This window comes from Desulforhopalus sp. (assembly GCA_030247675.1).
GTDB lineage: Bacteria > Desulfobacterota > Desulfobulbia > Desulfobulbales > Desulfocapsaceae > Desulforhopalus_A.
The window spans coordinates 168,639-194,335 of record JAOTRX010000009.1; the positions used below are offsets into that span (position 1 = coordinate 168,639).

Below are 25,697 nucleotides of genomic sequence, written 5' to 3' on the forward strand. Positions count from 1 at the left end.
GAGGAATGGTTCGCCTCAGGCGGGCACGGAAACAATGCCCCACCCAAGAGGGCTACAGCCAAGAATTCTCATTAGGCTTAGAACAACAAAGAATGGCCACCGGGGGACGCAGCATGATTTCCTCGATGCCTCTCTTACAGTAGCATAAGACGAAACCCGTGCCAAAGTTTTTCTCCATCTTTATTGCCGGCCGGGTCGGTCCCGCAAGCTTTTTATACCAAGGATTGCAGGACAACGCAGGAAAACGGCAAAAGAACGGCGGGTGCCGAGTGCGGGTGCCGCCTTGCCTCGCTGATCCGCTGGAAATCGCCGGGAGAATTTGCGGCACTGTCAATTATTTTATACCACGATGCCCCCTTGCCGCGCGGTGGGGGGGCGGTAAATTCGAGTATTTTTTGCCGGTCACTGTTGACCATGACAAAAAAGTCGCCGCCAAACCGGTCGCCATCCGGGGCTCTGAGGAGAAAGGCCAGGCCGTGGCTGTCGGCTGCCCAGTTCTGCTCGCAAGGGTTCAGGTATTGCCAGGTAATCTCCGGTAGTTGCCCCTGGTCAGGGCCTTGATCGTGGTGGAAAAAATCGTCTCGGCGAAAAACGCGGTGGCGTTTTCTGAGAGCGATGCATTCCTTGAAAAAGCGAAAGAATCCGGCATGTTCTTGCAGAAGCGACCAATCGAGCCAGCTGATTTCATTGTCCTGGCACCAGGCATTGTTGTTGCCCCCCTGGCTCCGGCCGAATTCGTCACCGGCGGAGATCATCGGCACCCCTTGCGATAATAAAAGCAGAACGGCAAAGGTCTTCATCCGCCGCAGACGCAACTGGGCGACCTCTTCCGGGGCGCCGCTGCCCTCATGGCCACTGTTCCACGACAGGTTGTGCTTTTCACCGTCCCGGTCGTCTTCGCCATTGGCGAGGTTGTTTTTCCGGTCGTAGCTCACCAGGTCGGCAAGGGTGAAGCCGTCGTGGCTGGTGAGAAAATTGATGGAGCAGAGCGGTCCCCGGCCACTTGGCTGGTAGAGATCGGAGCTGCCGGCAATGCGGGTGGCGAGGTGGGTCACTGTATTATCGTCACTACGCATGAAACTGCGGACATCATCGCGAAAGCGGCCGTTCCATTCGGCCCAGCGGGAATCGGAGGAAAAGGACCCGACCTGATACAGGCCGGCTGCGTCCCAGGCCTCGGCGATCATTTTGGTGTCGCGGAGCACCGGGTCTTCACCGATGATTTCTATCATCGGCGGATTGGCAAGCACATGGCCCTGCCGGTCTCTGCCAAGGATGGAGGCAAGGTCAAAACGAAAGCCGTCGATATGCATCTCGGTCACCCAGAAACGCAGGGATTCAAGGATCAACTCGCGAACCACCGGATGATTGCAGTTCATGGTATTGCCGCAACCGGAGAAGTTCAGGTATTCCTGGTCCGGGCCTAGAAGGTAGTAGACCTGATTGTCGATACCCCGAAAACTGCTGGTTGTCCCCTGATAGCCGCCTTCGCCGGTATGGTTGAAGACCATGTCGAGAAAAACCTCGATCCCCGCCTGGTGCAGGGCCCGGACCATCTCTTTGAACTCCACTGTAGCGCGGGACGGATCGCTGGCGTAGCCTGAGCGGAGGGCAAAAAAGGACACCGGGTTGTAGCCCCAGAAATTTTTCAAACGTTCACCGGTTTTCGGATTGGTGAAGGTGACGTCGTTTTCATCGCATTCCATGACCGGCATGAGTTCGACAGCGGTGATTCCAAGGTCAAGGAGATAGGGGATTTTTTCGATGATTCCCCGGTAGGTGCCGGGGGCGGCCACCGCTGAGCTTGGATCCTTGGTGAAACCGCGAACGTGAAGCTCGTAGATGATGGTCTCGGCCAGCGGCGTTTTCAGCGGGCGGTCCTCCTGCCAGTCGAAATCCTGATTGGTGATTACGCAACAGGGCTTGATACCGTATTTGGTCGCTTCCCCCCAGCCACGCGGTACCAGCATACGGCTGTAGGGATCAATGAGAATCTTGCGGAAATCATAGGCAAGGCCTTCGCTGTTTCCCTCCGCCGGGCCATCGAACCTGTAGCCGTACCGGAAACTTTGCTGCTGGGTGAGCAGAAGGATGTGCCACATGTCACCGGTTCGATTCTCGTGGGGATGAAGGACAAACTCGTGGCGGATGAACTGGGTGGCGTCCTTGGGCAGGTGATCGATAACCAGGGTGACCTTGGTCGCATGCCGGGCAAATATGGAAAAATTGATACCCTCCCTGAGGATGGTGACTCCGGCGGGCAGCGGGTAGCCTCTTTTGCGGATACGTTGGTTTTTTGCGGTCGGCATATTGATAATAGGTATTGTTGGTTTACTGTTACAGAAATAGCGGGAAAGGTACGACGGTGGCATTCTGATATCCCATGTTACCCGAGGTGGGGGAATTTGTATCATGGAAATTTGTTTTCAAGGGTATTCTCCCGCGAAATATTTTGCCGACCGTAGATAGAGTTCAGGACCGGGTCAATGTGTGACCTCAAAGAGTGCAGTGTTTTACCCATAACGTGGAGGTACCCATGGGGATGTATCACAAGATACAAATAGGTGATTTGGCTATCAGTCCTATCGATTGGGAGATGACTCCGGATATCTCTTTCGGAACCTTTGAGTCCTGGGGAGGGCGGGAGAGGGTGCGCAACAACAAGGAGTGCGTCTATTATTTCTTTATCGACAACTGGGGCGACGAGCCGAAGCTTTGCCTGATGGAAAGGGCGGTGAAGCACGCACGGATCGTCGCCGAGATTAAAGCGCCCATGGAAATGGTCAAAAAGTGCGTGGCCGACCAAGGAAAATCCTCGGTTTTTGAAAAGAGTTACGCCATCAACGACCAGATTAAGGAATGGCTGATCGCCAAGGTCCTGGATGACAACGGCGATGCCAGCCTTGTTGTGCCAAAACTTGAGGCGGTTCGTAAGGAGGACATGGGGCCGCTGCTGCCGCTTGCTGACCAGCATCCCTTTGCCGGGGAGAAGGTTCAGCTGCCCCACGAACCGGCTATTATCAACGACGACGAAATCGCCGCGGTTCTGCAAAAATGGAACTTTTTCGAGGCGGAGTTGCATCCGTCCGGCAGGTTTGCCAATGCCCTGGCCGACCCGGCCATCCCCGGCGTCATCGTCGACCAGCGCACCGGCTTGATGTGGCAAAGCAGCGGCATAGACATCGGTTCCATCCGCCATATCCAGCGGGCTATTGAAGAGTTAAATGGCAGCGAGTTTGCCGGTTTCAGCGATTGGCGCCTGCCGACCATGGAGGAGGCGATGTCGCTTATGGAACCCGAGAGAAACGCCAAGGGGATATATCTTCATCCAGGTTTTTCCAAGGAGCAGCCCTTTATCTTCGTTGCCGCGCAACGCAAACCCGGCGGTTACTGGTTTGTCGATTTCAAGCAGGGCCGGGCCTTTTGGTCCTCGGGGACCATCCCCGGAGGTTTTGGCCGTTTGGTGCGATCTTTACCCTGATTGCTGCATGCTTAGCGAGTTGTTGCATGCGATGCCCGCCTGAAAAGTTTTTTTCAGGCGGGCATTTTTTTGAAAAGTCGTTGTCTGGAAACGAATGGGTTACGGCTCTTTTGGAGCCGGATGCTAGAGAGTTGCGGCGAAGTTGTTGAAAAGAACTCAAGTAATTTAGCAACATCCCCCAATCCCCGGAGTATTGTTTTGATTGTTGCCGGGTAATTTGGTTATTATACCGCAAAAGTAGGTTTCGTTTCTGCAAACGAGCTGCTCAACGCAGCTTTATGGGCAGCAGTTTTTTCCGGGATGGGCATATAACGTAGGGCGGCAGGACAGCGGCCAACTCGTCCCAATGATATTTACCAGTGGGTTTGCATGGCAAACGACAAGGGTTCCGGATACGGCGAAATTGCCTCTCTGCTGCTGCAGTCGGGATTGGTGAGCGAAAAGCAGCTGCAGCATGCTGATCGAATCCGCAAAAAGCTGGCAACGCCGACCTCGCTCCTCAATGTCCTGAAAGAGTTGGGGATTGTCACCGATGAAATGGTGCGGAAGGCCTTGATGGATACCGCCACGACCATCAGGATCGGTGAACTGTTGGTTGAGTTGGGGCATCTGTCCGAGGATGATCTGCAGGCCGCTTTCCGCATTCAACAGGAGCGGGAAAAAGGGCTGCGCTTTGGCGAAGTCTTGGTAAAGCATAATTTTATCGATGAAAAGCTCTTTAACAGGATTCTCTCCATTCAGCTGGGGTTTCCCCTGGTGGATGTCAATATGTCCCTGGTAGAGCGGACGCTTGCCAGCCGGGTGCCGATGAAGACCCTCGTCGATCATCAATTCCTTCCCCTGAAAACCAACGATAAGACTATACTGGTCGCCTTTGCCGATCCGCTTGACCGGAAAAGCATCGAGGTTGCCAAGAAGTTCTTTGGCGGTACCATCGCACCGGCCATTGTCGAGAAGAAGGCCTTGGGCGACACCCTCAAGCTCCTGGCGAATCTGCAGGCCGGGAAGAGGGTTGATGTCGATGGCAAGACTGTCGTCGGTATTGTCAATTCGATGATTATTGCGGCGATAAAGGTGAACTGTTCGGATATTCATATCGAACCGATGGCCGATCGCCTGCAGATACGTTTTCGTGAGGATGGTATCCTTTGCCATTACAAGGACTTCCCACGGGATATCATTCCCCCGCTGAGTAGCAGACTGAAGATACTCTGTGATGCCGATATCGCTGAAAAGCGGCGCCACCAAGGAGGGCGAATCCTCTTCAACTATGAGGAAGGCAGCGTTGATATCCGCGTTTCCTTCTACGTTACTGTGCACGGCGAAAAGATCGTCCTTCGCCTCCTCAATCAGAAACGGGAGCTCCTCGACATCCAGACAATCGGCATGGCCCCGAAGATGCTGCATAAATTCCTTGAGGACGCGGTCTATCCACCGAGTGGCGTGCTCTTGGTCACCGGCCCCACCGGTTCGGGCAAGACCTCCACCGTCTACAGCTGTATCAATCACATCAAGAACCCGCAGATAAGCATTATCACGGCGGAAGAGCCGGTGGAATATTTCATCGACGGCATTGCCCAGTGCTCCATTGATCCATCGATTAACGTCACCTTTGAGGAAACCCTGCGGCATATCGTCCGCCAGGATCCGGATGTCATCGTCATCGGCGAAATTCGCGACAGCGTCTCGGCGGAAATGGCGGTACAGGCGGCGCTGACCGGGCATAAGGTGCTCAGTACCTTTCATACCGAGGACAGTATCGGCGGTCTTATCCGCCTCTTGAATATGGATATTGCCCCGTTTTTGATCTCATCAACGGTGGTAAGTGTCCTGGCGCAACGGCTTTTGCGGCGGGTGTGCAAGGCCTGTGCCACTGAAACCAAGGTGACCCCGACCCAGCTGCAGCGTCTTGGCGTTTCGGCGCAGGACCTGATGGGGGCGCAATTCAAGAAAGGCCGGGGCTGCGAGCTCTGCAAACAAACCGGCTATAAAGGCAGGGTAGGGATCTTTGAGGTGCTGGTGCTCAATGAGTTGGTACGGACTGCCATCCTTGAGCAAAAAACCAGCTATGAAATACGCCAGATCAGCATCGATCACGCCGGCCTGGTAACCCTCCTGGAGGATGGCCTGTTGAAGGCAGCGGCGGGGATTACCAGTATTGAGGAGGTCCTGCGTTGTTTGCCGAGACTTTGTCCACCCCGGCCGCTTATGGAAATACGTCGTATCTCGGGAGAATAATCGGATGCAGAAGAGCGCCTCGTTTCTCGATGTAATCAATGAAAGCATTGCCTCCGGCAATGTGGTGTTACCGGTATTCAGTGCGGCGGCGCTGCGGATTCAGCAGGAACTGATTAAAAAAGATCCGGACATGAAGGTGTTTGAGACCTTGTTGTCCGGCGATCAGTCGCTGTCCAGCCAGGTGCTGCAAATGGCGAATTCGTCATTTTATCAAGGCCTTGTTGAGATTCTCACGGTTCGGTCGGCCATAGTCCGCCTGGGTATGCAGGAGGTGGGACGACTGGTTCTGCTGGTGGCCACCCGCAATCAATTCCGGAGTAAAGATCCGGAGCTGAATGTCCTCATGAAGCAGTTATGGCAGCATGCGGTCGGCTGCGCCCTTGGCGTGAAGTGGTTGATGCGGCGCTGCAAATTTGATGAACTGGAAAGTCATGCCTTTTTTGCCGGCCTTTTTCACGATATCGGCAAGTTGTTTGTCCTTATGGTCGTTGACCAGATGAAGGAAAAGAACAAACAGCTGCCGGTCACCCATGCCCTCCTCCTCGAAGCCATGGGCAGCCTGCATTGCGACCAGGGCTATAAGCTCATGAGGCAGTGGAATCTGCCGGAGGAGTATTGTGTCGTCACCAGGGATCACCACCGCAAAGACTACGACAATAAAAATTATTTGCTGGTGCTGGTGCGTCTGGCTGATGTGGCCTGTATAAAACTGGGAATTGGCGTGACCAAGGATGAGTCCATCGTGCTGTCGACACGGGAAGAGGCCCGCCTTCTCAATCTGTCCGAGGTCGATCTTGCCGAGCTGGAGATCATGCTGGAAGATACCGCCATCCTCGCGGGATGACAGGTAGGGAGTAGGTACGCAGGGCATCCCGTCGGGGATGTGCATATGAACCCCTTTGCCGGGGAGAGGAGAGAATTCGTGAAAGATTGGCAGGAGCGGCGTTGGCCGGCTGACCGAAGGACCGGAATACCTATGGGCAAGGTACTGAAAGTATTGCTGTCCGCATGTTTTTTTGTTGTGCTCTCTGTTTCCGGAGCGCGGGCCGAACAGGTTACCCTGCCCCTGACCCTTGACTTCAAGCTCCTCACCTCGCTGATCGTCCGCGAGGCCTTTCCCGGCAAGAATCAAACTGCGGCAATCGTCGGGCGGCCGGGAGAATGCATGTACCTGGGCATCTCCGAACCGAAGTTTTCTTCCGCCGGCAAGAACGTTCGCCTCGATATGCGCCTGGCCATTCGCCTCGGTACCGGAGTGGGCGGGGAATGTCTTGTGCCGGTTGAGTGGCAGGGCTATCTGACCCTGGTCCAGCAGCCGGTTTTTGACGGTCGGACCTTCTCCCTCGGTTTTCGGACAATCGATTCCAGCCTTTCGAACCTCAACCGGCAGCCGGCGAAGATCGCCGGTTTTCTCTGGGAATTTGCCAAACCACGGGTCTATGACCACCTCAACCGGGTGCGCCTCGATCTGGCCCCGCCGGTTCGCGACATGCGCGAGTTCCTGGCGCCGATGTTCCACGATAAGGCCCGTCAGGCCACGCAGAACATGCTGGCAAGCCTGCGCGGCGGGCCGATGACCGTTGGTAAAGACGGGGTTATCGTCGAACTGCAGGCCGAGGTTGAAGAAGTCTATATGCCGGAAGGTAAAGATCTCGGCAAGACCATGGGCCCTGCCGAGCGCAAGAAATTCATTCAATTGTGGGAGACCTGGGACGTCTTCCTCGTCCGCCTGGTCAGCCTTATCGCCTCGGAACCACTGACGCCGGAGGACCAGCTGCTTCTCGCCGATGTCCTGCTTGATACCCGGTATGCCTTCGCGGCGGCGCTGGAAGAGCCCGATCTTGAAAAGGATTTCGTCCGGACGCAGTTCATCTGGGCCTGGCGCAATCTGGCACCGCTCTTCAGGAGGCAGCTGTACGCCAAACCCTCGGCAAATACCCTTGGTTTCCTGGCCTTCTTCACCGCCGCCGACGCCCTGCTGGTCCTTGACCAGATGGGGCCGACCCTCGGCATCGAGATCAGTCAGCAGGGCTTATTGCGTCTGGCCGGCATGCTGACCGGCCAGGAGACGGAGAAGCTGCCCTACACCTCCGAGGTCGATCCGGGACTGCGCAAGCTGTTGATGTTGCCACCGGTTGAGCCCCCGGCCCAGGGAGAAGAGGAAGAAGAAATTCTGGAAATCGATCTGCCGGCCGAGGAGGAAGAACCCGATCCCTTCTCGAAGGTCACCAACTTTTTCTTTGGCCCGGCCTATGCCGCCGAGATGCCGCAGGTTGCTGAGTTGCTCGAATGGAAGGTGCCGGATGATGATATCGCCGGCTATGTTGAGCGGGTGAGGGCGGTTCTCGCCGAGGCCTCGGCAACCGTTCTCGCTAAAGGGGAGATCCCCGAGAACCTGCATTCTATGTTCCGGACGACAATTGTCGCCATGGCCTGGCAGGAAAGCTGCTTTCGCCAATTTATCGAAAAGGGCAAGAAGCTCACCTTTCTGCTGTCCTACAACCAGACCTCGGTCGGGGTGATGCAGATCAACGAACGGGTATGGCGCGGCACGTACGACCGCAATAAACTGCGCTGGAATATCCGCTACAATGCCCTGGCCGGATGCGAGATTGCCGATCTGTATCTGCGCCGCTACGCCCTCCAGGGCAAGGCTCTGGCGCCCGGCGCTCGGGCCGATCTCCTGCCGGCGATTGTCTACGCCATGTACAACGGCGGGCCGGGCCAGCACGAGAAATACCTGGCAAGACAAAAGAGCGGCAAGACCTTCCCCAGCGACCAGTATTTCGCTGAAAAGTTGAAATGGGTCCAGAAGCGGGATTGGGAGCAGATCAGGGAATGTTTAGGCAGCGGCAGCTGAGAAATATCGGCTACTGCGGGGGATTAAGCTAAGGTGTTAGCGCGCTGGCAACCTGCAGTACCCACTCCCCGGCCTTGAGGGACGCCTCGGCGACGCTGCCCTTCGGCAGTTCGAGAAAGTTGCAGAACTGGGCGAATTGTTCGGTGTCGCCCATTTCCAGGGCCGTCGCCAGGTGGAGGTAGCCGGCCATCCGCGAACCGGCGGTGGTGTATCCCTCCTTGAGCCTGTCGGAGAGCGGTAGATTATCGAGGATTTTAGTAAACGGCATGTCGAGCATGACATCGATGAGGGAGAGCATGCCGAAGAGGAACATCTCCTCATGGGGTATTGCCGGGATCTTGCCGGCCAGAGCCAGTTCCTCAAAGAGCCGGCCGCGGCTGAGGGCGAGAAAGAGAAGTTCCTGCGGCTTGCCGGGGGCCACCAGGTCGGAGAGGACGATCATCCGCAGCCAGTAGCGCATGCGGTTGTTGCCGAGCAGGACCACCGCATGGCGGACTGAGTCGATCTTCATCGAAAAACCGAAGGCCGCCGAATTGAGGAGGCGGAGCAGGCGGTAGGTGATGGCCGGATCGACCTTGACGATGTCGATGATTTTCTCGGTGTCGAGGTTGGGGTCGTTGAGGGCGGTGAGGATGCGCATCCGCGAGGCCTGGAAGGAGTGCAGGGTCTTGCCGGAGAGGTTCTCCGGTTTGGCGAAGAAGTAGCCTTGAAAGAAATCAAAACCGAGCTGCAGGAGAAAATTGTAGGTAGCGCGGTCCTCCACCTTTTCCGCGACCTTCAGGGCCTTTTTCGAACTGATGGTGTGGAAGATCGTCTCTATTTCCGCAAAACTCCTGGCCAATACGTCGACCTTGATGATATCGGCGAGATCGAGCAGCACGTCCTGGCTGGTGTTGCCGGTATAGTCATCGATGGCGATAAAATAGCCGTCCTGCTTGAGGCGGATGAGTTCGGCGGTCACCGCCGGCACCGGCACGGTGTCCTCCAAAACCTCGACGACCGTTACTGCCGGCGGCAGGGCTCTTGGCGCACCGTCGAGGATCAGTTTTTCAGTGAAGTTGACAAAGATCCGTTTTGACTGGTCGATCGATTCCTGCGCCTTGATAAAACCCGAGGTGGCCATGCGCATGGTGGCCAAATCGCCGTCGTCAATGAGCGCCGAATCCATGCCGGCGGCCGAACGAAACAGCAGCTCATAGCCGTAGGTGTTGCCACGGCGATCGAAAATCGGCTGTCTGGCAAGATAGTAGTAGAAGTATTCGCTGAAACCGGTGGGCGTGATCATCGATGTCTCTCCCGGTGCGGGTGTTCCCAGGTGGCCTTGGGCCGACGTGCCGCTGTTGCTGGGTGACTTCTGGTACAGTATGCGTCCCCCGCCCGCGAAAGTCAAAAGGAGTTTTTTGTCCTCCGCCCTGGTCCCGGGCGGCCCTCTCCCCCTCTCTGTACTCAGTTCCTTCCGCCTTTCAACCCTGCCCGTGACGCGGTGTCGGCCGGGAAAAGTGTATTGACAACAGGATATGTATATGTATAATTACCGTAAAAGGTGAATGTATATGTACATAGCGAGGGCGTTTATGGAGCTTACGGCAAAACAGCGGCAGTTTTTTGAGTATCTCAGTGAGCGAGTCGACGGCGAGGGGCGGGTGCCGACCCTGCGTCAGGCCGCCGCCGATCTCGGGGTCAGCCATACGGCGGTGGCGCAGCTGATGAACCAGCTGGAGAAGAAGGGAGTGGTGGAGCGCCCCGGCCGCTATGGCCGGGCCATCCGCCTCTGTCCGGATGGCGGCGAGCACCGCCCGGCCCGTCGGGGCCGCGAGCTGCCGATCATCGGTCAGGTCACCGCCGGTCTGCCGATGTATGCCCAGCAGGAGTGGGCGGGAACGGTTGTCGTCGATCCGGCGATCTTTGCCGGCGACAGCCTTTTTTGCCTGCACATCAAAGGGCAATCGATGCGCGATGCCGGGATCCTCGACGGCGATCTGGTGGTCTGCGAGCCGCGCCAGTATGCCGAGAATGGCGAGGTCGTGGCGGTGCTCATCAAGGGCGAGGAGGCGACGGTCAAACGGTTCTTTCTCTACAGCGACCATATTGAGCTGCGGCCGGCCAACGAGGACTTTGCGGTCATGTGCTACCCGTTTAGCGATGTCCTCATTCAGGGCAAGGTGGTCGGGGTGATTCGGGGGAACCATGCTGAGTTCAATGGCAAACGGGACTAGCGGCGGGGCGCCTGGCCGGGTGGAGATCCGTTGCCCGGCAAGCGCTGCCGGACCGGAAAGGGTCTGCCCGGTCTACGTCGGTACCTGCGGCTATTCCTATAGCGAATGGGTGGACAGCGGTTTTTACCCGGAGGGCACCAAGAGTGCGGCGATGCTTGGTCTCTACGGCCGCTGTTTCTCGGTGGTCGAGCTCAACTACACCTGGTACCAGATGGCCCGGGCCGAGGCCCTTGCCCGCATGGTCGAGGGTGCCCCGCCGCACCTGCTCTTTGCCGCCAAACTGACCCGGACCATGACCCATGAGCGCGACGATAACTGGCGCGAGCAGCTGGTTTTGTACCGGCAGGGCATTGCCCCGCTCGGCAAGCGCCTGGTTGCCGTGCTGATTCAGCTGCCGCCGGATTTTGACCGCAGTCTCGCCAACCGCGGCTATCTCGCCGCCCTCCTCGATGGTCTTGAGGGCCTGCCGGTGGCGGTGGAGTTCCGCCATCACTCCTGGGCGGTTGACTCTGTATTTGCCGAGCTTTCCCGGCGGCGGGTGAGTCTGGTGACAGTTGATGCCCCGGACCTGCCGGGGCTCTTTCCGGCCCTTGATGTGGTCACCAACCCGGGTCTTTTTTACGGACGGTTCCACGGCCGCAACCGGGAGGGCTGGCGGTCCGGCAATATGCAGAAAAAATTTAATTACGACTATACCGACAAGGAGCTGCGCACCTGGTGCGCCGGGCATCTGCCGGTCATGGTCGCCCGCGCCGACCGCGGCATCCTGGTCTTTAACAACCACGTCCGGGCCCAGGCGCCGCGCAATGCCGCAAGGCTTGCGGCGATCCTTGGCGAACTGGGCGACGGAGAAGGGTGATGGGCGGCGGGTTTCGGGCACGGGAGCGGGCCGTCCTCCATTTCAATGTCGCCGATTTCGCCGTCGCCGTCGAGCGGGTGGAGGACTGCCGCCTGCGCCAGAGGCCGCTGCTCATCGCCCCGCTGCAGGCGGCGCGGGCGGTGGTCTACGATATGAGCGAGGAGGCCTACCGGGAGGGGGTGCGCAAGGGCATGCCGCTTCGCCAGGCGACCAGGATCTGCCGGGGGGCGGCGGTTCTGCCGCCCCGGGCAGGTCTGTATCACAAGGCAATGCAGGCCTTTTACAAGGAGCTGCAGGGCTATTCGCCGCTCATTGAATGTGGCCAGGCCGACGGCCATTTTTTTGCCGATGTCACCGGTACCCACCGGTTGCACGGACCGGCTCCGGACATCGGCTGGCGGGTCCGCCGTCAGGCCCGCGCAGGCCTTGGCGTCAATCCCATCTGGACGCTTGGCACCAGCAAACTGGTGGCAAAGGTTGCTTCGCGGCTGGTGAAACCGGTCGGTGAATATATCGTCAACCCGGGGGAGGAGGCGGCCTTTCTTGCCCCTTTGCCGGTGACGGTCCTGCCCGGCCTGACCGGCCGGGAGCTTGAACAGCTGCGAGATTTTCGCCTGGCCACCATCGGCTCCCTGGCCGGACTTTCCCGGCAGCAGCTCATGGTGCCCTTCGGCAGCCGCTGCGATTATCTCCACGATATCAGCCGCGGCATCGACGACACCGTTATCTGCCGGCCGAACGTGGCCAGCCAGACCATCGACTTCGAGCATACCTTTGCCGGTGACAGCAACGATCAGGAGGAGGTGGAAGGGGTTGTCGCCGCTCTGGTGGGCCGGGCGGGGAGCAGTTTGCGGGGCAGGCGGCAGGTGACCCGCCGGGTGGGCATCTGGCTGCGCTACTCGGACGGCGGCCATGTCATCCGCCAAGCTCCCTGCCGGGGCGGCACCGCCGGAGATTTTCATCTCCAGAAACTGGCCATGGACGCCCTGCACCGGGCCTGGACGCGGCGGACGAGGATTCGCAGCTGCCGCCTGGTCTGCGACCGCCTGCAGCGCCAGTCGCCTCAACTCCTCCTCTTTTCCGAACCGGAGGGCCGGGAGCTTCGGGAAAAGAGGGTGCTGGCGGCCATGGACGCGCTGCGCGGCCGTTTCGGTCATGCGGTCATCGGCGCCGGGAAGCAGAGTTTGGGGGATGTGGTAGGGTGCGTTTGACGCACCATATCCTCCTTATTTCTCAGGATACCGATAATGTTTCCGCTGCGTGTCAGGTCGTATTATTCCCTCCTGCAGGGCACCGCCTCGCCGCAGGCCCTGTGCCGCCGGGCAAAAGAGCTGGGCTACCAGGGCCTTGCCCTCACTGACCGTGATAATCTCTATGGGCTCTGGGATTTCTTGAAGGCTTGCCATCGCCAGGGACTGCGACCGATTGTCGGCGCCGAGGTCTCCGAACCGGGGACGGGCCTGGTGGTGGTCTGCCTGGTACAGTCCCCGGAGGGCTACGCCAACCTGTGCCGGCTGCTGACCAGGCGGCACATGGCCAAGACCTTCACTCTGGCGGTTGATCTGCCACCCCTTGCCGCAGGTCTCCTCCTTCTCTGCCGCGATGTCGGGTTGCTTGCAGGCTTTAAGAGCCAGGGCCTTGCCGCCGTCGCCGATCTCGGTCCCCGGGCAGGTGCCGCCGCCCGCGCACTGCGAACCTTTGCCCGGCAAAACGACCTCCCGGCGGTCATCACCCCGGACAGCGATCTGGGCGATGACCGCGACCGCCAGCTTTTCTGCCTGCTGCATGCGATCCGCACCGGCAGCACCATCAGTCGGAGCATGCAGCAGAAGACCAGCGACACTATCCACTCTCTCCTCGGTCCCGGGGACTATCAAGAAAAACTGGCGATCTGGCCGGAGGCGATTGCCGCCACCGACGACCTGGCCGCCACCTGCACCTTTACCGGTCCGGATTTCGGTATCGTTATGCCGCCGTGGCGCGGTGGCGACGGCCGGAATGCCGCGGCAGTGCTGCGGGAAAAGGCCTATCTCGGGGCCCGGCGCCGCTACGGCGACGACCTCGGCGAGCCGGTCGTCGAACGTCTGGAGCACGAGTTGCGAGTCATCGACACCATGGGCTTTTCCACCTATTTCCTGGTGGTCCGCGACATCGTCCATCGCAAGGGGCCGGATGGCAAACGGCAAAAACGGCGGATCTGCGGCCGCGGATCGGGGGCTGCCTCGCTGGTCGCCTATTGCCTTGATATCACCAATGTCTGTCCGATCAAGTACAATCTCTACTTCGAGCGCTTTCTCAACCCCGGCCGCACTGATCCGCCGGACATCGACATCGATTTTTCCTGGGACGAGCGGGACGCAGTACTCCGCGATGTCCTTGGCGATTTTCAGGGATACGCCGCCATGGTCTCTAACCATGTGTTCTTTCAGCCGCGCATGGCCATTCGCGAAACCGCCAAGGCCTTCGGCCTGCCGGGCTTTGAGATCTCCCAACTGACCAAACGCATCCCCTGGCTGCACAGCGGCGGTGGTACCCTGGCAGAAAGCCTCGCCGGCCTGCCGGTGTTCCGCGACCAGGATCTGTCGCCGCCCTGGCCGGAGATCCTCGCCCTTGCCGAAAAGCTCATCGGCCTGCCGCGCTATCTGTCGGTGCATCCGGGCGGAGTCGTCATCACCCCGCGGCCGATCAGCGAGTATGTGCCGGTTGAACGGGCGACCAAAGGGGTGCCGATCATCCAGTGGGAAAAGGACGGCGCCGAGGAGGCAGGTCTTGTCAAGATCGATCTCCTCGGCAACCGCAGCCTCGGGGTGATCCGCGACTGCATCGCGGCAGTGCACGCCGGCGGCGGCCATGTCGACGAGATCACCTGGCAGCCGGAAGACGATCCGGCAACAAAGCTGGCGGTGGCCGCCGGGGCGACCATGGGCTGCTTTTATATAGAGAGTCCTGCCATGCGGCTTCTGGAGAAAAAGGCCGGAACCGGCGACTTCGAGCAGCTGGTCATCCAGTCGTCGATCATCCGTCCGGCGGCCAACGAGTTCGTCCGCGAGTATGTCCGGCGCCTGCACGGCGGCGCCTGGCAGCCCTTTTGCCCGGAGCAGGGTGACGTCCTCGACGAGACCTTCGGCCTGATGGTCTATCAGGAGGACGTGGCGAAGGTGGCGGTGGCCCTGGCCGGATTCAGCCATGTCGACGGCGACGGCCTGCGCAAGGCCATGGCCAAAAAGGATAAGGCGGTAAAACTCGCCAATTACAAGGCGATGTTTTTTGCCGGTTGCGCCGACCGCGGTGTGGCGCCAGAGGCGGTGGCCGATATGTGGCGGATGATCGAGAGCTTTGATGGCTATTCCTTCTGCAAACCCCACTCCGCCTCCTACGCCCGGGTGTCCTTTCAGGCGGCCTATCTGAAGCGGCACTATCCGGCGGAGTTCATGGCGGCGGTGATCTCCAACCAGGGTGGCTATTATTCGACCTTTGCCTATGTCTCCGAAGCGAAAAGGCTGGGTCTGCAGATCCTTCCCCCGGATGTGCAGAGAAGCCTTGTTGCCTGGACCGGCAAGGGCCGGCAGATGCGGGTCGGGCTGCAGAACGTGCACGGGCTGTCCGCGGGCTTTCTTGAAAGGCTGCTGGCGGCTCGGGAGAAGGGGCGGTTCGAGGATGTCGGCGATTTTTTTCAGCGCACCAGGCCGGCCGAAAATGAGGCTGCCGCCCTCATCCATGCCGGGGCACTGGATGGCCTTGCACCGGGGAGCAACCGTACGGTTCTTCTCTGGCAATGGGCAAGTTTTCAACGGGCCACCCAGGACAAGGGCTGCCTTTCGCTCTTTGCTGTCCGTCTTCCGCCACCGCCGCCCCTGCCGCCTCCGGACGCCCTGGCTAAGGCGCGCCGGGAGTTTGCCGCCCTCGGCTTTCTCTGCGAGGGTCATCCCTTGCGATTTCTCAAGATGCCGGCGAGGGGCTGCACGAAGGTTGAGGACCTGCCCCACCAAGTGGGAAGGCGGGTGTCCCTCGCTGCCTGGCTGCTCACCGGCAAGATGGTATCGACGAAGACCGGCGAGGTCATGGAGTTTCTCACCTTCGAGGACGAGACCGGCCAGGTGGAAACAACGTTTTTTCCGGAGACCTACCGGACCTATGCCCATCTGCTGCGCAGCGGCCGCGGCTATATCCTGGCGGGACTGGTCGAGGAGGACTATGGCGCTCTGACCTTTACCGTCGAGCAGGTGACCGCCATGCGTCAGTGAAATAGTGTTTGAAAATGTTGCAAAGTAGCGTATAAGGACAGAGGGACTAGGGAGTTGTTTCCTGACAAAATATATAGTGATAACATGACAAAAACAAAGCGTATTCTTGTTATAGATGACGAGGCTACGGCCCTGGATTTGTTGAGAAGGATTCTCGAAAGTGAGGGTTATGAGGTCCTTCTGGCAGGCAATGGCGCCGAGGGGATCAGGCTCTTTCGCAGCCAGCCCTGCGATCTGGTCATAACCGATATGGTTATGCCGGTAAAAGACGGATTGCAGACCATTCTCGAACTGCGCAAAGAAGCGCCTGAGCTGCCGTTTATTGCCATATCGGGGGGAGGGACTATATCCAAGGAACGGTATCTCACCGTTGCCGGATATCTGGATAAAGTCGTCACCATCGCCAAGCCTTTTGCCGTTGACGTTATTCTCGCCGCGGTGGCGGAGCTTCTTCTCCAAGATAATCCCCCGGCGGACGACACGAACGTTGTTTGAAAATGCTTCGTCAAAGAAGAAGGGAGTAGGAGCGTAACAGGAAAAATTGGCCGTGCCAAAGGTCGTCGGGCGGCCCTCATAACCACAGAGGTGGACAATGAATGCGGTGGCAAAAGTCGGGATGACCCTCAACTATGTGATCGATTCCAGCTGTTCGAAATACCGGGACACACCGGCAATCGGCATGGCCATGGAAACGCCGCTCACCTACGGCGAGTTCCACGACCGGATCATCGCCCTTGCCGCCAGGTTTCTCCGGGAAGGGGTGAAAAAGGACGACCGCATCGCCATCCTCGCCGAGAACTCTCACAACTGGGCGATCGCCTACATGGCCACTGCCCGTTTGGGCGCCGTTGCCGTACCCATTCTCCCTGATCTGCCGGAAAGCGATGTCCACCATATTCTGGGTGAGATGCAGGTCAAGGTCATTTTTACCACCCAGAAGCAGATCGAAAAACTCTATGAACTGCGCCAGGTAATCACCGGGCCGGTCATTACCCTTGATGATTATGCCGCCGAGATCGGCGTGCTCCCTGTCATTACCATGTCCGCCTATCTGGAAGAGGCCCTGACGTTTTTGCGGGGCAACCCTGAACGGCCGGTATTTCCGGAGGTCATGGAGGACGATCTGGCGTCCATCCTCTATACCTCGGGGACATCCGGGTATTCCAAGGCGGTCATGCTCAGCCATAAAAATCTCACCGCCAATGCCTATGCGGCGTCCAGCCTGAAAGAGATCCCTCCGGGAGCGGTGTGGCTGTCTATCCTGCCGATGTCGCATACCTACGAATTTACCTGCGGCTTTATTCTGCCCCTGCTGTGCGGCGCCCGTATAGCTTACGCCGGCAAGACGCCGACCCCGGCGATCCTGCAAAAGCTCTGCGAACATGAAAAGCCCTTTGCCATCTTCGCCGTGCCCCTGGTCCTCGAAAAGATCTATAAGAAACGGGTGCTGCCGCAGATAGAAAAGAGCCGACTGCTTGGCATGCTCTGCAAGGTCGGGTTGACGAGAAGGTTGATCTACCGGAAGATCGGCGCGAAATTGTGTGCCTTTTTCGGCGGCAATCTCCAGCTCATGGGGGTCGGCGGGGCGGCGCTCAATCCGGATGTGGAGAAGTTTCTTTATGAGGCGAGATTCCCCTATCTGGTCGGCTACGGGATGACCGAATCGGCACCGCTCATCGCCGGCGGGCCGGCCGGCGACAAGACCATCACCATTGGCTCGACCGGCAAGCCCATCCCCGGGGTACAGGTGAAGATCGTCGGGGCCGACGCGGAGTCGGGGATCGGCGAGATCACTGTTTGCGGGGCAAATGTTATGCGCGGTTACTACAACGACGCCGAGGCGACCCAGGCGGTGCTCACCGTTGACGGCTGGCTTTCCACCGGCGACCTCGGGGTCTTTGACGAAAAGGGCAATCTGCATGTTCGCGGTCGCTCGAAAAACGTCATTGTCCTGGCAAGCGGCGAGAACGTCTACCCGGAGGCCATCGAGCACAAAATCAACACCTTCAACTGGGTCGTTGAAAGCCTGGTGCTTGAGAATAACGGCCAGGTCGAGGCCTGGGTCTATCCCGATTATGAGTTCATCGACGAGCAGACCGCGGGCGGTTCCCGCATCGACCGAAGGTCGTATATAGAAAGCCTCCTGGAAAACACGCGGATCGAATTAAACGAGCAGCTTCCCAAATCATCGCGGCTGTCGAAGGTCTTTGAACGCCGCGAACCCTTCATCAAAACCGCCACCCATAAGATCAAGCGGTATCTCTACCATGGCACCGCCATGGTCGGCTAAGAGACTGCGGACTTGCCGGACCGGGTGCTTTTACGGTCCGGCCCTCCTTCACCAGCCACATCAACCAGCGGCCGCCGTCTTCATAGAGACCGGGACGGCGCCCCAAGAACTGTGTGCACCATGATACACAAGAAGACTATCTGTCCGCTCGATTGTCCCGACAGCTGCGCCATGATTGCCACCGTTGTCGACGGGCGGGTCACCAGCCTTAAGGGCGATGCCCGGCATCCCTATACCAGGGGCTTCATCTGCCGGAAGATGCGCCGTTATCCGGAGCGTCTCTACGGATCCGACCGTGTCCTGTATCCCCAGCTGCGGGTCGGTGCTAAGGGGCAGGGAAGGTTTAAGCGAATTGCTTGGGACGAGGCCCTCGACCTCATGGCCGATCGCCTTGCTGACATCCGCGCACGCTATGGCGGTGAGGCGATCCTTCCCTACTCCTACGCCGGCAACATGGGCGCGGTGAACCGCTTTGCCGGATATCCCCTGTTTCACCGGCTGGGCGCCTCGCAGCTCGATCAGACCATCTGCTCGGCGGCGGCAAGTGCCGGATGGTCACGGCAGCTGGGCAATACCCCGGGGTGTCCGCCGGAGAACGCCGCCGATGCCGAGCTTATTGTCGCCTGGGGCATCGATATTAAAGTCACCAACAGCCATTTCTGGCCCTATGTCGCCGCCGCCCGGAAAAAGGGCGGGAAGCTCCTGGTCATCGACCCCTGCCGCAACGACACGGCGCGGGCGGCGGACAGCCATCTGGCGGTGCTGCCCGGCGGCGACCTTGCCCTGGCCCTGGGGGTGCTGAAGGCCCTCGTCGACGGCGATCTCCTCGACCGGAGGTATATTGAGGAAGAGACGGAAGGTTTTGCATCCCTTGAGGAGGAGTTGCGCCGCCAGGACTGGTCCGAGCTGACCCGGGAAAGCGGCCTGTCGCGCCAGGCCATGGAGGACCTGGCCAGACTTCTCGCCCGGTCACCCAGAACCTTTCTGCGCATCGGCATCGGCCTGTCCCGCAACAGCAGGGGCGGCATGGCGGTGCGGGCGATAACCGCCCTTGCAGGGGCCCTTGGCCTCTTTGGCGGTGGCACCGGCCGGGGTGTCTTTATGACCAGTGGCGCCTTTCGTGGCGACAAGGCAAGGTTGACTTGGCCGTCCCTGGCTCCTGCTGCCACCAGAACGGTGAATATGATTGACCTCGGCCATGCCCTCACCGCCCTGCAACCGCCGGTTCGCGCCCTGTTCGTCTACAATGCCAATCCGCTTGGCGCAAGCCCCGATTCCGCCATGGTTCGCCGGGGTCTTGCGCGGGTGGACCTGTTCACGGTCGTTCATGAACAGGTGCTGACGCCGACGGCGCGGTACGCCGACCTCCTGTTGCCGGCGACAACCTTTCTTGAAAACCATGATGTCTATACGGCATACGGCCATTTTTACCTCGGACTGGCGCAGCCGGTGATCGAGCCGTATGCCGAGGCAAGGAGTAATTTCCAACTGTTCCAAGAGCTTGCCCTGAGGATGGGCTTTACCGACCAGCCCTTTTACCAGAGCTGTACTGAAAGGATCGCCGACTATCTGCGCGGTATGGAGGGCATCCCCGAGGGCTGTACTCTCTCCGAGATCCTTAACGGCCGCCTGGTGCATTCGAGTAACAGCTGCCGGGACGGGCGGGTGCTTGTCAATGGTTGCGGCAGGTTCTCCTTTGCTGCAGGGCTGGAAGGAGGGGAATCGGATGTGCCGCGGCTCACCCCAATGGGCGAGTTCGCCGACCTCGAACTCCTTGCCCGGTTTCCCTTTCGTCTCATTACCCCACCACATCCCGACCTGCTCAACACCACTTTTGGCGAGAGGTATCCGGGACGGAAGGGCGAGCTGCAGATCCACCCCGATGACGCGGCGCGCTGCGAGGTCGCTGACGGTGAGGAAGTCACTCTCTACAACCGCCGCGGCCGGGTGACGAGGATCGCCCGGATAACCGGCGACACCCGCAAGGGTGTGCTTGTCGCCCCGGGGCTGTTCTGGCCGGTGGACGGCTCGGGTTCTACGATTAATGATCTCACCTCGCAAAGGCACACCGATATCGGTGGCGGGGGGACATTTCATGAGACCCTGGTAGCCATTGACTCTGGGACCCATGCTGGAGACCCTATGGCAAAAACAGGCTGTTGACGCTTTTGATAATCGGCAGAATCACCGCCAAGAATACCTGTCAGAGCGAGGATGAAAGGGGCAGAGTAAAATACAATATTGAGGTTTTAATTTACTCTGACCCCAATTAGGTGATACCCCTTCTTGTTCTGGCACGTCTTGCTGTGCACAACAAATGGCAAGGCCTGGTATCGGTGCTGGACTACTTTTAGATGCCTTAGGACGTACGTTGCAAGTTGCCGATATTATCGGGGTGCGCGCACTCGCCGTGCATGCAAAAGACCCTGCGGCAACTGCATTCTACCGGCACTTCGGATTTGTGCCGTCCCCGACAGATGACCGTCACCTTTTTATGCTCATCAAGGATATTCGCGCGGCATCGGACAAATAAGGCCACCCCGAGCCGATTAGACGAAATAATTCATTCTGCCTGATGTTTCGGCATCACAGGACTGCAGAATCTGTTGCTATTCCACCAAAGCCTTCACCCGGCAAATCCTCACTATGACAGCAACAGGCTGTTGACGTTTTTGATGATCGGCAGGATCACCGCCGACAGAACTCCGGTCAGGGCGAGGATGATGACAAGGATAAAGCCGTAGCGTTCGAGCTGGCGGAAAGGTCCGGCCAGGTGGTCGGGGAGAAGCCCTGCGAGAATTTTGCCGCCGTCAAGCGGTGGGATGGGCAGGATGTTGAAAATCGCCAGCACCAGGTTGATCCATACACTGGCAATGAGCATGGCGATTAAAGGCCGGAAAACCGCCTCCGCCAAGGGGGAAGCGGGGAGGAAGGCGCCAAGCAGCCAAAGGGCCTTGACCAGGATGGCGCTGATCACCGCCAGACCGAGATTGGTGGCGGGTCCGGCCAGGGCCACCCAGAGCATATCTTGCTTGGGGTTACGAAAATAGCCGGGGTTGACCGGAACCGGTTTGGCCCAGCCGAACTTGATAAAGAAAAAGGCGATGGTGCCGATCGGATCGAGGTGCTTGAGTGGGTTGAGGGTAAGGCGGCCGGCGAGGCGCGCGGTTGGGTCGCCGAGGTGGTTGGCAACCAGGCCGTGGGCAAGCTCATGCAGGGTGAGGGCAAAGAGCAGCGGCGGGCCGAGGATGATCAGTTCTGTGAGGAATTTGTCCATGGGGGGGCATCAGTTGGAGAAATGAGCAACTTCTGTCGGTTGAGCTACAACGATAAGCATCGCCCCGGGGCGATCAAGTTGTGCCCAGGGGAAAATACCGGTGGATGAGTGTTACCTCTTCCTCTTTGTCGCTGACCAGGTTGTCGAGGCGGGCGTTTTTCAGGTAGGTGAGGATTTTCTTGAATTGCGGTCCGGGCCGGTATCCCATGCGGATCAGGTCATTGCCGGTGGTCGTCGGTTCAATCTGCTGAAGGTTTGTGACATAGAGGGAAATGGCCTTTTTCACGTGATTTTTCCTGGCGATGGCCATGATATACAGCAGGCCTTCGATCTTGATTTCCTCCAGCAGTACAACGATCCGGCTGTTTTTTAGATGCGATTCCCGGGCCAGTTGGTTGGCGGCATTGTCGGCAAGGTCCTTCTGGTCGAGCAGGAATTCAGTGATCTTGGCGGTTTCCTCGAATCTCCGGCAAAAGTCGGCTAATTCCTCCTGGCCGGACCTAGACATAATCGCCAGGAGGTAGACCATCCAGTTTTGGCAGGAATCATTGAGATACAGCAACCTGTACCAGGAGATCGCCAGCTGGGCCTGGACCAGGACATGCATGAAGCGCCGGTCGATTTTATAATGGGGCTTGAGGTTTGGCCAAAGAAACTGGAAAAGATCGAATTCGGCAAGGCGCTGGATTGCCGGCAGCGGGTTCTCCTCGGAGAGGATATATTTCAGCTCGGCGAGGAAACGGGAGTCATTGGCCTTGCCGAACAGCTTCATGTTGACGGCATTGACGATCAGCCGCTTGGTGTGCGGGGCTATCTCAAACTCCATGCGTTTCTCAAAGCGCACAGCCCGGAAGATTCGGCTGGGATCCTCAACAAAGCTAAGGTTATGCATGACCTTGATGGTCTTTTGCTTGAGATCGTTCTGGCTGTTGAAGAAATCGATCAGGGTGCCGAAATGTTCCGGGTTGAGATGGATGGCCATGGCGTTGATGGTGAAATCGCGGCGCGATAGATCGAGCTTGATCGATGACAGCTCAACCGTCGGCATGGCCGCCGGATATTCATAGTATTCAAGGCGGGCCGTGGCGATATCGATCTTAAAGCCACTGGGCATGAGCACCATGGCGGTCTTGAAGCGCTCGTGGGTGCGGAACCTGCCCCCCAGGTGCTGGGCCAGGGCCTTGGCAAAATCAATACCGTCCCCCTCGACTACGACATCAAGATCGAGGTTGGCCTTTTTCAGTAGCAGGTCACGGACAAAGCCGCCGACGGCGAAGGCGTTGAAGCCCTGTTTCTTGGCAACCTCGCCGATGGCCTGGAGAAGTTGCACGATATCGCGACTCAGGCATTCGACCAGCAGGGCGCTGAGGTTGCGCATCCTGGCAAGCGATGGGTGTTCCGCTTCCTGCAGCAGATCCGTGGGCAGGTGGGCCGGGTCGTTGACCAGGCGGTTAAGAAGGTCGGTCCGGGTTATTACCCCCATCAGTTCCTGCTTCTCGACAATGGGGATAAGGCGCTGGCGATTGTCGATGATCAATTCCTGGATGTCGGCAAGGGTTGCATGCAGCGGCAGGGTCTTTACCTCGGTGGTCATATATTCGCTGATCGGCCGATTGCTCAGGTTGTGGTGCGCCGCCTTCTCAAGAACCCGCCGGGTGATGATGCCGAGGATCGCCGGAAGGGGATTCTTGGCTGTGCGAATGTCTTCCCGGACCGGCGCGGCGGTGATGTTGTAGCGGGTAAGCAGGGCCTTGGCCTCGGTAATGGTGGCTTCGGGGAGAAGGGTAATAGCCGGTGTTGACATCATCTCGCTGGCAATGGGCTGCGGGCGAATATGGCGGTGGAGGGTCAGAATGAGCTTTTCTTCCGCCTCAATGAGGTTGACGTCCTTCAAGGTTGCCGAAGCAGCGGTGGCATGGCCACCACCGTCGAGATCGCGGGCGATATTGCCGACGTTGACATCGGCGATCCGGCTTCGGGCAATCAGGTAGATACGGCCGGCCATGGAAATCAGGGCAAAGAGCACATTGAGATTTTCCATGGCCATGAAGCGCCGGACAATCAGGGCGAATTCATCGACATAATGCGGCAGCGAGTGGGTGACGACCACCACCGGGATATCCTGGATGGTGTACTGCTTGGCGCTTTTCATCAGCTCGTGGAGCAGACCGATCTGGGAAGAGGTCAGCTCGTGGGTGAGGAACTGCGCCACCTGGTCGAGTTTGGCGCCTTTTTGCAGGAGCCATGCGGCCGCCATGAGATCTTCGGGGGTCGTGGTCAGATGGGTGAGTGAGCCGGTGTCCTCATAAATTCCCAGGGCAAAGATGGTCGCCTCGGCCGGGGTGACGGTAATCTGCCGTTCCATGAGGATATTGGTGAGGATGGTGGTGGTCGAACCAAAGTCCTCTACCTTCTCGATATCGCCCTTGAGGTCGCCCGGGTTGTACAGGTGATGATCGTAGATGTGCAGAACGATTCCAGGATTGTTCAGGCAGTCGGCGAAGGAACCGATCCTTTCGGAAGAACGGGTATCAACCAGGATGAGGGTGTCGACGGCGTGGAGGTCGATATCCTTAATCTTGTGAAATTCATAATTGTAAACCAGGGTTTGCGCGATGTATTCCCGGACATTGCGTTCCTGCGAGCCGGAAAAGGCCATGAGCGCATCGGGATAGATCTTTTGGGCGGCGATCATCGCTGCCAGGCCGTCGAAGTCGGCGTTCTGGTGGGTGGTTATTACACGCATGGTTGTCGGCTTATTCCCCTTTCGCTAGAATTGCAGTATTCGCCATTGTAGGCGATTTCTTAGGAATTATCTACAATTGCAGTGAAATTTCCCGTTCTTTCTTGGCGGGGAAGAAGGTGGCGCACGGCGGGTGTATATTTCGCTATAACGTATGGGCAGGTTTCGGTTGAGCAGACAGGCTGCACATTTCAGCCTAGCCCCTGGGATGGAACTTTTTGTGGATGCTCTTCAGGCGGTCCTGGTCGATATGGGTATAGATTTGGGTTGTGGCGATGTCGGCATGGCCGAGCATCATCTGTACCGACCGCAGGTCGGCGCCGTGGCTGAGAAGGTGGCTGGCAAAGGAGTGACGGAGCATGTGCGGTGAAATTTCCTTGGTAATGCCCACGGCCAGTGCAGTCTTCCGAACTATCTGCCAAAAGCGCAGACGGGTCATGCAGGTGCCGCGGCGGGTGACAAAGAGATAGTTGCTGCGCTTGTTCTTGAGGATGAGGGGCCGGGCGGTTTGCAGGTAGTCGGTAATCTTATCGCGGGCCTGCTCGCCAAAGGGAATGAGACGCTCCTTATTGCCCTTGCCAAGCACCCGGATAAAACCGGCGCTCAGGTTGCACGCCGACAGCGGCAGACCGACCAGCTCAGAGACCCGCAGCCCGGTGGCATAGAGGATAAAAAACATCGCACTGTCCCGTTTGCCGATGGGGGTCTGGCAATTCGGCGGGGCGAGCAGGCTCATAACCTCGGCCTGCGACAATGCCTTGGGCAGGCTTTTGCCACTGCGCGGCAGGTCGAGGGCGAGGAAGGGATTGTCTTTTGCCAGGCCCTCGCGCACCAAAAAATTAAAAAAAGATTTCAGGGCTGAGATACGTCTGGCATTGGTGCGTTTGGAGATTTTTTGCTGCCCCTGTTCTTCAAGAAAACCGTGGATAAGCGCTAGATCGACATCGCCCAGGTGGGGATGTTTGCCGGTTACAAGAAAGCTAAGGAACAAAAAGACATCGGCGGCGTAGGCCTCAATGCTGTTCTCGGCCAGGCGTCTCTCGGAGATCAGATAATGCAGATACAGCTCGCGAGCTGCCGAGAATTCGTGCGGAAGATCAACAGATTCGCTGGCGCCTCGGTTGGAAACCATGGCCGCTCTTTAGGAATGGGTACTGGCGGGCTGTTTCAAAAGCCCGACCGGGATCGGACTTTTAAAGGGGCAGCCATATTACATCGTTTTCTTGATGCGGTTGAACTTGCGGAGTTTGCGGCGGGCTTCAGCCTGCTTGCGGCGCTTTTTCACGCTTGGTTTCTCGTAGTACTCACGACGCTTCAATTCTCTTTTAATGCCGTCTATCTGCAGCTTTTTTTTCAGCTGGCGGATTGCGTACTCAAGATCCCCTCGGACTTCAACATCGATCATTTGCGACTCCGTTTAACGAATTAATATAATATGTGTAGAAAAATTGAACCCTTATCAAGTTTTCAGGAAATACCTGCAATTCCA

The 25,697-nt window shown here is 58.3% G+C and carries 18 protein-coding genes; 12 read left to right on the top strand and 6 right to left on the bottom strand.

Translation table 11 applies throughout. The features are described from left to right. Window positions 1-212: 212 nt before the first annotated feature. Window positions 213-2,372 carry an isoamylase gene (locus OEL83_18140; GenBank protein MDK9708968.1) on the bottom strand — a complete coding sequence of 720 codons (2,160 nt, stop codon included), beginning with the start codon at window positions 2,370-2,372 and terminating at the stop codon, window positions 213-215. A 164-nt stretch (window positions 2,373-2,536) separates the two neighbouring features. Between OEL83_18140 and OEL83_18145 the strand changes: the two genes are divergently transcribed. The 4 genes from OEL83_18145 (at window position 2,537) to OEL83_18160 (ending at window position 8,579) form a co-directional block, all read left to right on the top strand. Continuing rightward, window positions 2,537-3,481 carry a DUF1566 domain-containing protein gene (locus tag OEL83_18145; protein ID MDK9708969.1) on the top strand — a complete coding sequence of 315 codons (945 nt, stop codon included), beginning with the start codon at window positions 2,537-2,539 and terminating at the stop codon, window positions 3,479-3,481. A 369-nt stretch (window positions 3,482-3,850) separates the two neighbouring features. Next, entirely contained in the window at window positions 3,851-5,719 is a 1,869-nt protein-coding gene (locus OEL83_18150) for an ATPase, T2SS/T4P/T4SS family (GenBank protein MDK9708970.1), read from the top strand. Between the two features lie 4 nt (window positions 5,720-5,723). Further along, entirely contained in the window at window positions 5,724-6,563 is an 840-nt protein-coding gene (locus OEL83_18155; GenBank protein ID MDK9708971.1) for an HDOD domain-containing protein, read from the top strand. 78 nt (window positions 6,564-6,641) lie between these two features. After that, a complete protein-coding gene (locus OEL83_18160; GenBank protein MDK9708972.1) occupies window positions 6,642-8,579 on the top strand; it encodes a transglycosylase SLT domain-containing protein in 1,938 nt (645 codons plus the stop codon). Between the two features lie 28 nt (window positions 8,580-8,607). Here the strand turns inward: OEL83_18160 and OEL83_18165 are convergent, their stop codons facing one another. After that, window positions 8,608-9,864, bottom strand: coding sequence for an HDOD domain-containing protein (locus OEL83_18165; GenBank protein ID MDK9708973.1), 1,257 nt, complete (start codon window positions 9,862-9,864; stop codon window positions 8,608-8,610). A 268-nt stretch (window positions 9,865-10,132) separates the two neighbouring features. On the opposite strand from OEL83_18165, the gene lexA reads away from it, so the two are divergent. From lexA to OEL83_18205, 8 genes are all read left to right on the top strand, one after another. Next, window positions 10,133-10,795, top strand: a complete 663-nt coding sequence (lexA, locus tag OEL83_18170; GenBank protein MDK9708974.1) for a transcriptional repressor LexA — start codon at window positions 10,133-10,135, stop codon at window positions 10,793-10,795. Then, on the top strand, window positions 10,779-11,654 hold the full coding sequence (locus tag OEL83_18175; protein MDK9708975.1) for a DUF72 domain-containing protein: 876 nt from the start codon (window positions 10,779-10,781) through the stop codon (window positions 11,652-11,654). Before lexA ends, OEL83_18175 begins: the two co-directional genes overlap by 17 nt. Continuing rightward, the gene (locus OEL83_18180; GenBank protein ID MDK9708976.1) at window positions 11,654-12,865 is read left to right on the top strand and encodes a hypothetical protein; all 1,212 of its coding nucleotides are present in this window, start codon (window positions 11,654-11,656) and stop codon (window positions 12,863-12,865) included. The genes OEL83_18175 and OEL83_18180 overlap by 1 nt, the downstream gene beginning before the upstream one ends. A gap of 36 nt (window positions 12,866-12,901) precedes the next feature. After that, window positions 12,902-15,898 (top strand): DNA polymerase III subunit alpha, encoded by a 2,997-nt coding sequence (locus tag OEL83_18185; protein ID MDK9708977.1) that lies wholly within the window; start codon window positions 12,902-12,904, stop codon window positions 15,896-15,898. Window positions 15,899-15,982: 84 nt separating this feature from the next. Then, window positions 15,983-16,393: a response regulator gene (locus OEL83_18190; protein ID MDK9708978.1), complete on the top strand. Its 411-nt coding sequence runs from the start codon at window positions 15,983-15,985 to the stop codon at window positions 16,391-16,393. Between the two features lie 97 nt (window positions 16,394-16,490). Then, window positions 16,491-18,188, top strand: a complete 1,698-nt coding sequence (locus tag OEL83_18195; GenBank protein ID MDK9708979.1) for an AMP-binding protein — start codon at window positions 16,491-16,493, stop codon at window positions 18,186-18,188. A gap of 120 nt (window positions 18,189-18,308) precedes the next feature. Next, window positions 18,309-20,351 (top strand): molybdopterin-dependent oxidoreductase, encoded by a 2,043-nt coding sequence (locus OEL83_18200; protein MDK9708980.1) that lies wholly within the window; start codon window positions 18,309-18,311, stop codon window positions 20,349-20,351. A 208-nt stretch (window positions 20,352-20,559) separates the two neighbouring features. After that, complete coding sequence (locus OEL83_18205) at window positions 20,560-20,721, top strand: hypothetical protein (GenBank protein MDK9708981.1); 162 nt, start codon at window positions 20,560-20,562, stop codon at window positions 20,719-20,721. A 111-nt stretch (window positions 20,722-20,832) separates the two neighbouring features. Here OEL83_18205 and OEL83_18210 read toward each other — a convergent pair whose 3' ends face one another. The 4 genes from OEL83_18210 to rpsU form a co-directional block, all read right to left on the bottom strand. Then, complete coding sequence (locus OEL83_18210; GenBank protein ID MDK9708982.1) at window positions 20,833-21,465, bottom strand: site-2 protease family protein; 633 nt, start codon at window positions 21,463-21,465, stop codon at window positions 20,833-20,835. A gap of 73 nt (window positions 21,466-21,538) precedes the next feature. Beyond that, entirely contained in the window at window positions 21,539-24,211 is a 2,673-nt protein-coding gene (locus tag OEL83_18215; protein MDK9708983.1) for a CBS domain-containing protein, read from the bottom strand. Window positions 24,212-24,404: 193 nt separating this feature from the next. Then, entirely contained in the window at window positions 24,405-25,340 is a 936-nt protein-coding gene (gene xerD, locus OEL83_18220; GenBank protein MDK9708984.1) for a site-specific tyrosine recombinase XerD, read from the bottom strand. Between the two features lie 78 nt (window positions 25,341-25,418). Beyond that, complete coding sequence (gene rpsU, locus OEL83_18225) at window positions 25,419-25,613, bottom strand: 30S ribosomal protein S21 (GenBank protein MDK9708985.1); 195 nt, start codon at window positions 25,611-25,613, stop codon at window positions 25,419-25,421. Window positions 25,614-25,697: the final 84 nt, after the last annotated feature.

Excerpts from the sequence above, each read along its gene's own strand:
- lexA (MDK9708974.1), top strand. The coding sequence starts at position 10,133 with ATGTACATAGCGAGGGCGTTTATGGAGCTTACGGCAAAACAGCGGCAG.
- OEL83_18215 (MDK9708983.1), bottom strand. The coding sequence starts at position 24,211 with ATGCGTGTAATAACCACCCACCAGAACGCCGACTTCGACGGCCTGGCA.
- OEL83_18165 (MDK9708973.1), bottom strand. The coding sequence starts at position 9,864 with ATGATCACGCCCACCGGTTTCAGCGAATACTTCTACTACTATCTTGCC.
- OEL83_18145 (MDK9708969.1), top strand. The coding sequence starts at position 2,537 with ATGGGGATGTATCACAAGATACAAATAGGTGATTTGGCTATCAGTCCT.
- OEL83_18180 (MDK9708976.1), top strand. The coding sequence starts at position 11,654 with ATGGGCGGCGGGTTTCGGGCACGGGAGCGGGCCGTCCTCCATTTCAAT.
- OEL83_18185 (MDK9708977.1), top strand. The coding sequence starts at position 12,902 with ATGTTTCCGCTGCGTGTCAGGTCGTATTATTCCCTCCTGCAGGGCACC.
- OEL83_18195 (MDK9708979.1), top strand. The coding sequence starts at position 16,491 with ATGAATGCGGTGGCAAAAGTCGGGATGACCCTCAACTATGTGATCGAT.
- rpsU (MDK9708985.1), bottom strand. The coding sequence starts at position 25,613 with ATGATCGATGTTGAAGTCCGAGGGGATCTTGAGTACGCAATCCGCCAG.
- OEL83_18175 (MDK9708975.1), top strand. The coding sequence starts at position 10,779 with ATGGCAAACGGGACTAGCGGCGGGGCGCCTGGCCGGGTGGAGATCCGT.
- OEL83_18190 (MDK9708978.1), top strand. The coding sequence starts at position 15,983 with ATGACAAAAACAAAGCGTATTCTTGTTATAGATGACGAGGCTACGGCC.
- xerD (MDK9708984.1), bottom strand. The coding sequence starts at position 25,340 with ATGGTTTCCAACCGAGGCGCCAGCGAATCTGTTGATCTTCCGCACGAA.
- OEL83_18210 (MDK9708982.1), bottom strand. The coding sequence starts at position 21,465 with ATGGACAAATTCCTCACAGAACTGATCATCCTCGGCCCGCCGCTGCTC.
- OEL83_18140 (MDK9708968.1), bottom strand. The coding sequence starts at position 2,372 with ATGCCACCGTCGTACCTTTCCCGCTATTTCTGTAACAGTAAACCAACA.
- OEL83_18200 (MDK9708980.1), top strand. The coding sequence starts at position 18,309 with ATGATACACAAGAAGACTATCTGTCCGCTCGATTGTCCCGACAGCTGC.
- OEL83_18155 (MDK9708971.1), top strand. The coding sequence starts at position 5,724 with ATGCAGAAGAGCGCCTCGTTTCTCGATGTAATCAATGAAAGCATTGCC.
- OEL83_18150 (MDK9708970.1), top strand. The coding sequence starts at position 3,851 with ATGGCAAACGACAAGGGTTCCGGATACGGCGAAATTGCCTCTCTGCTG.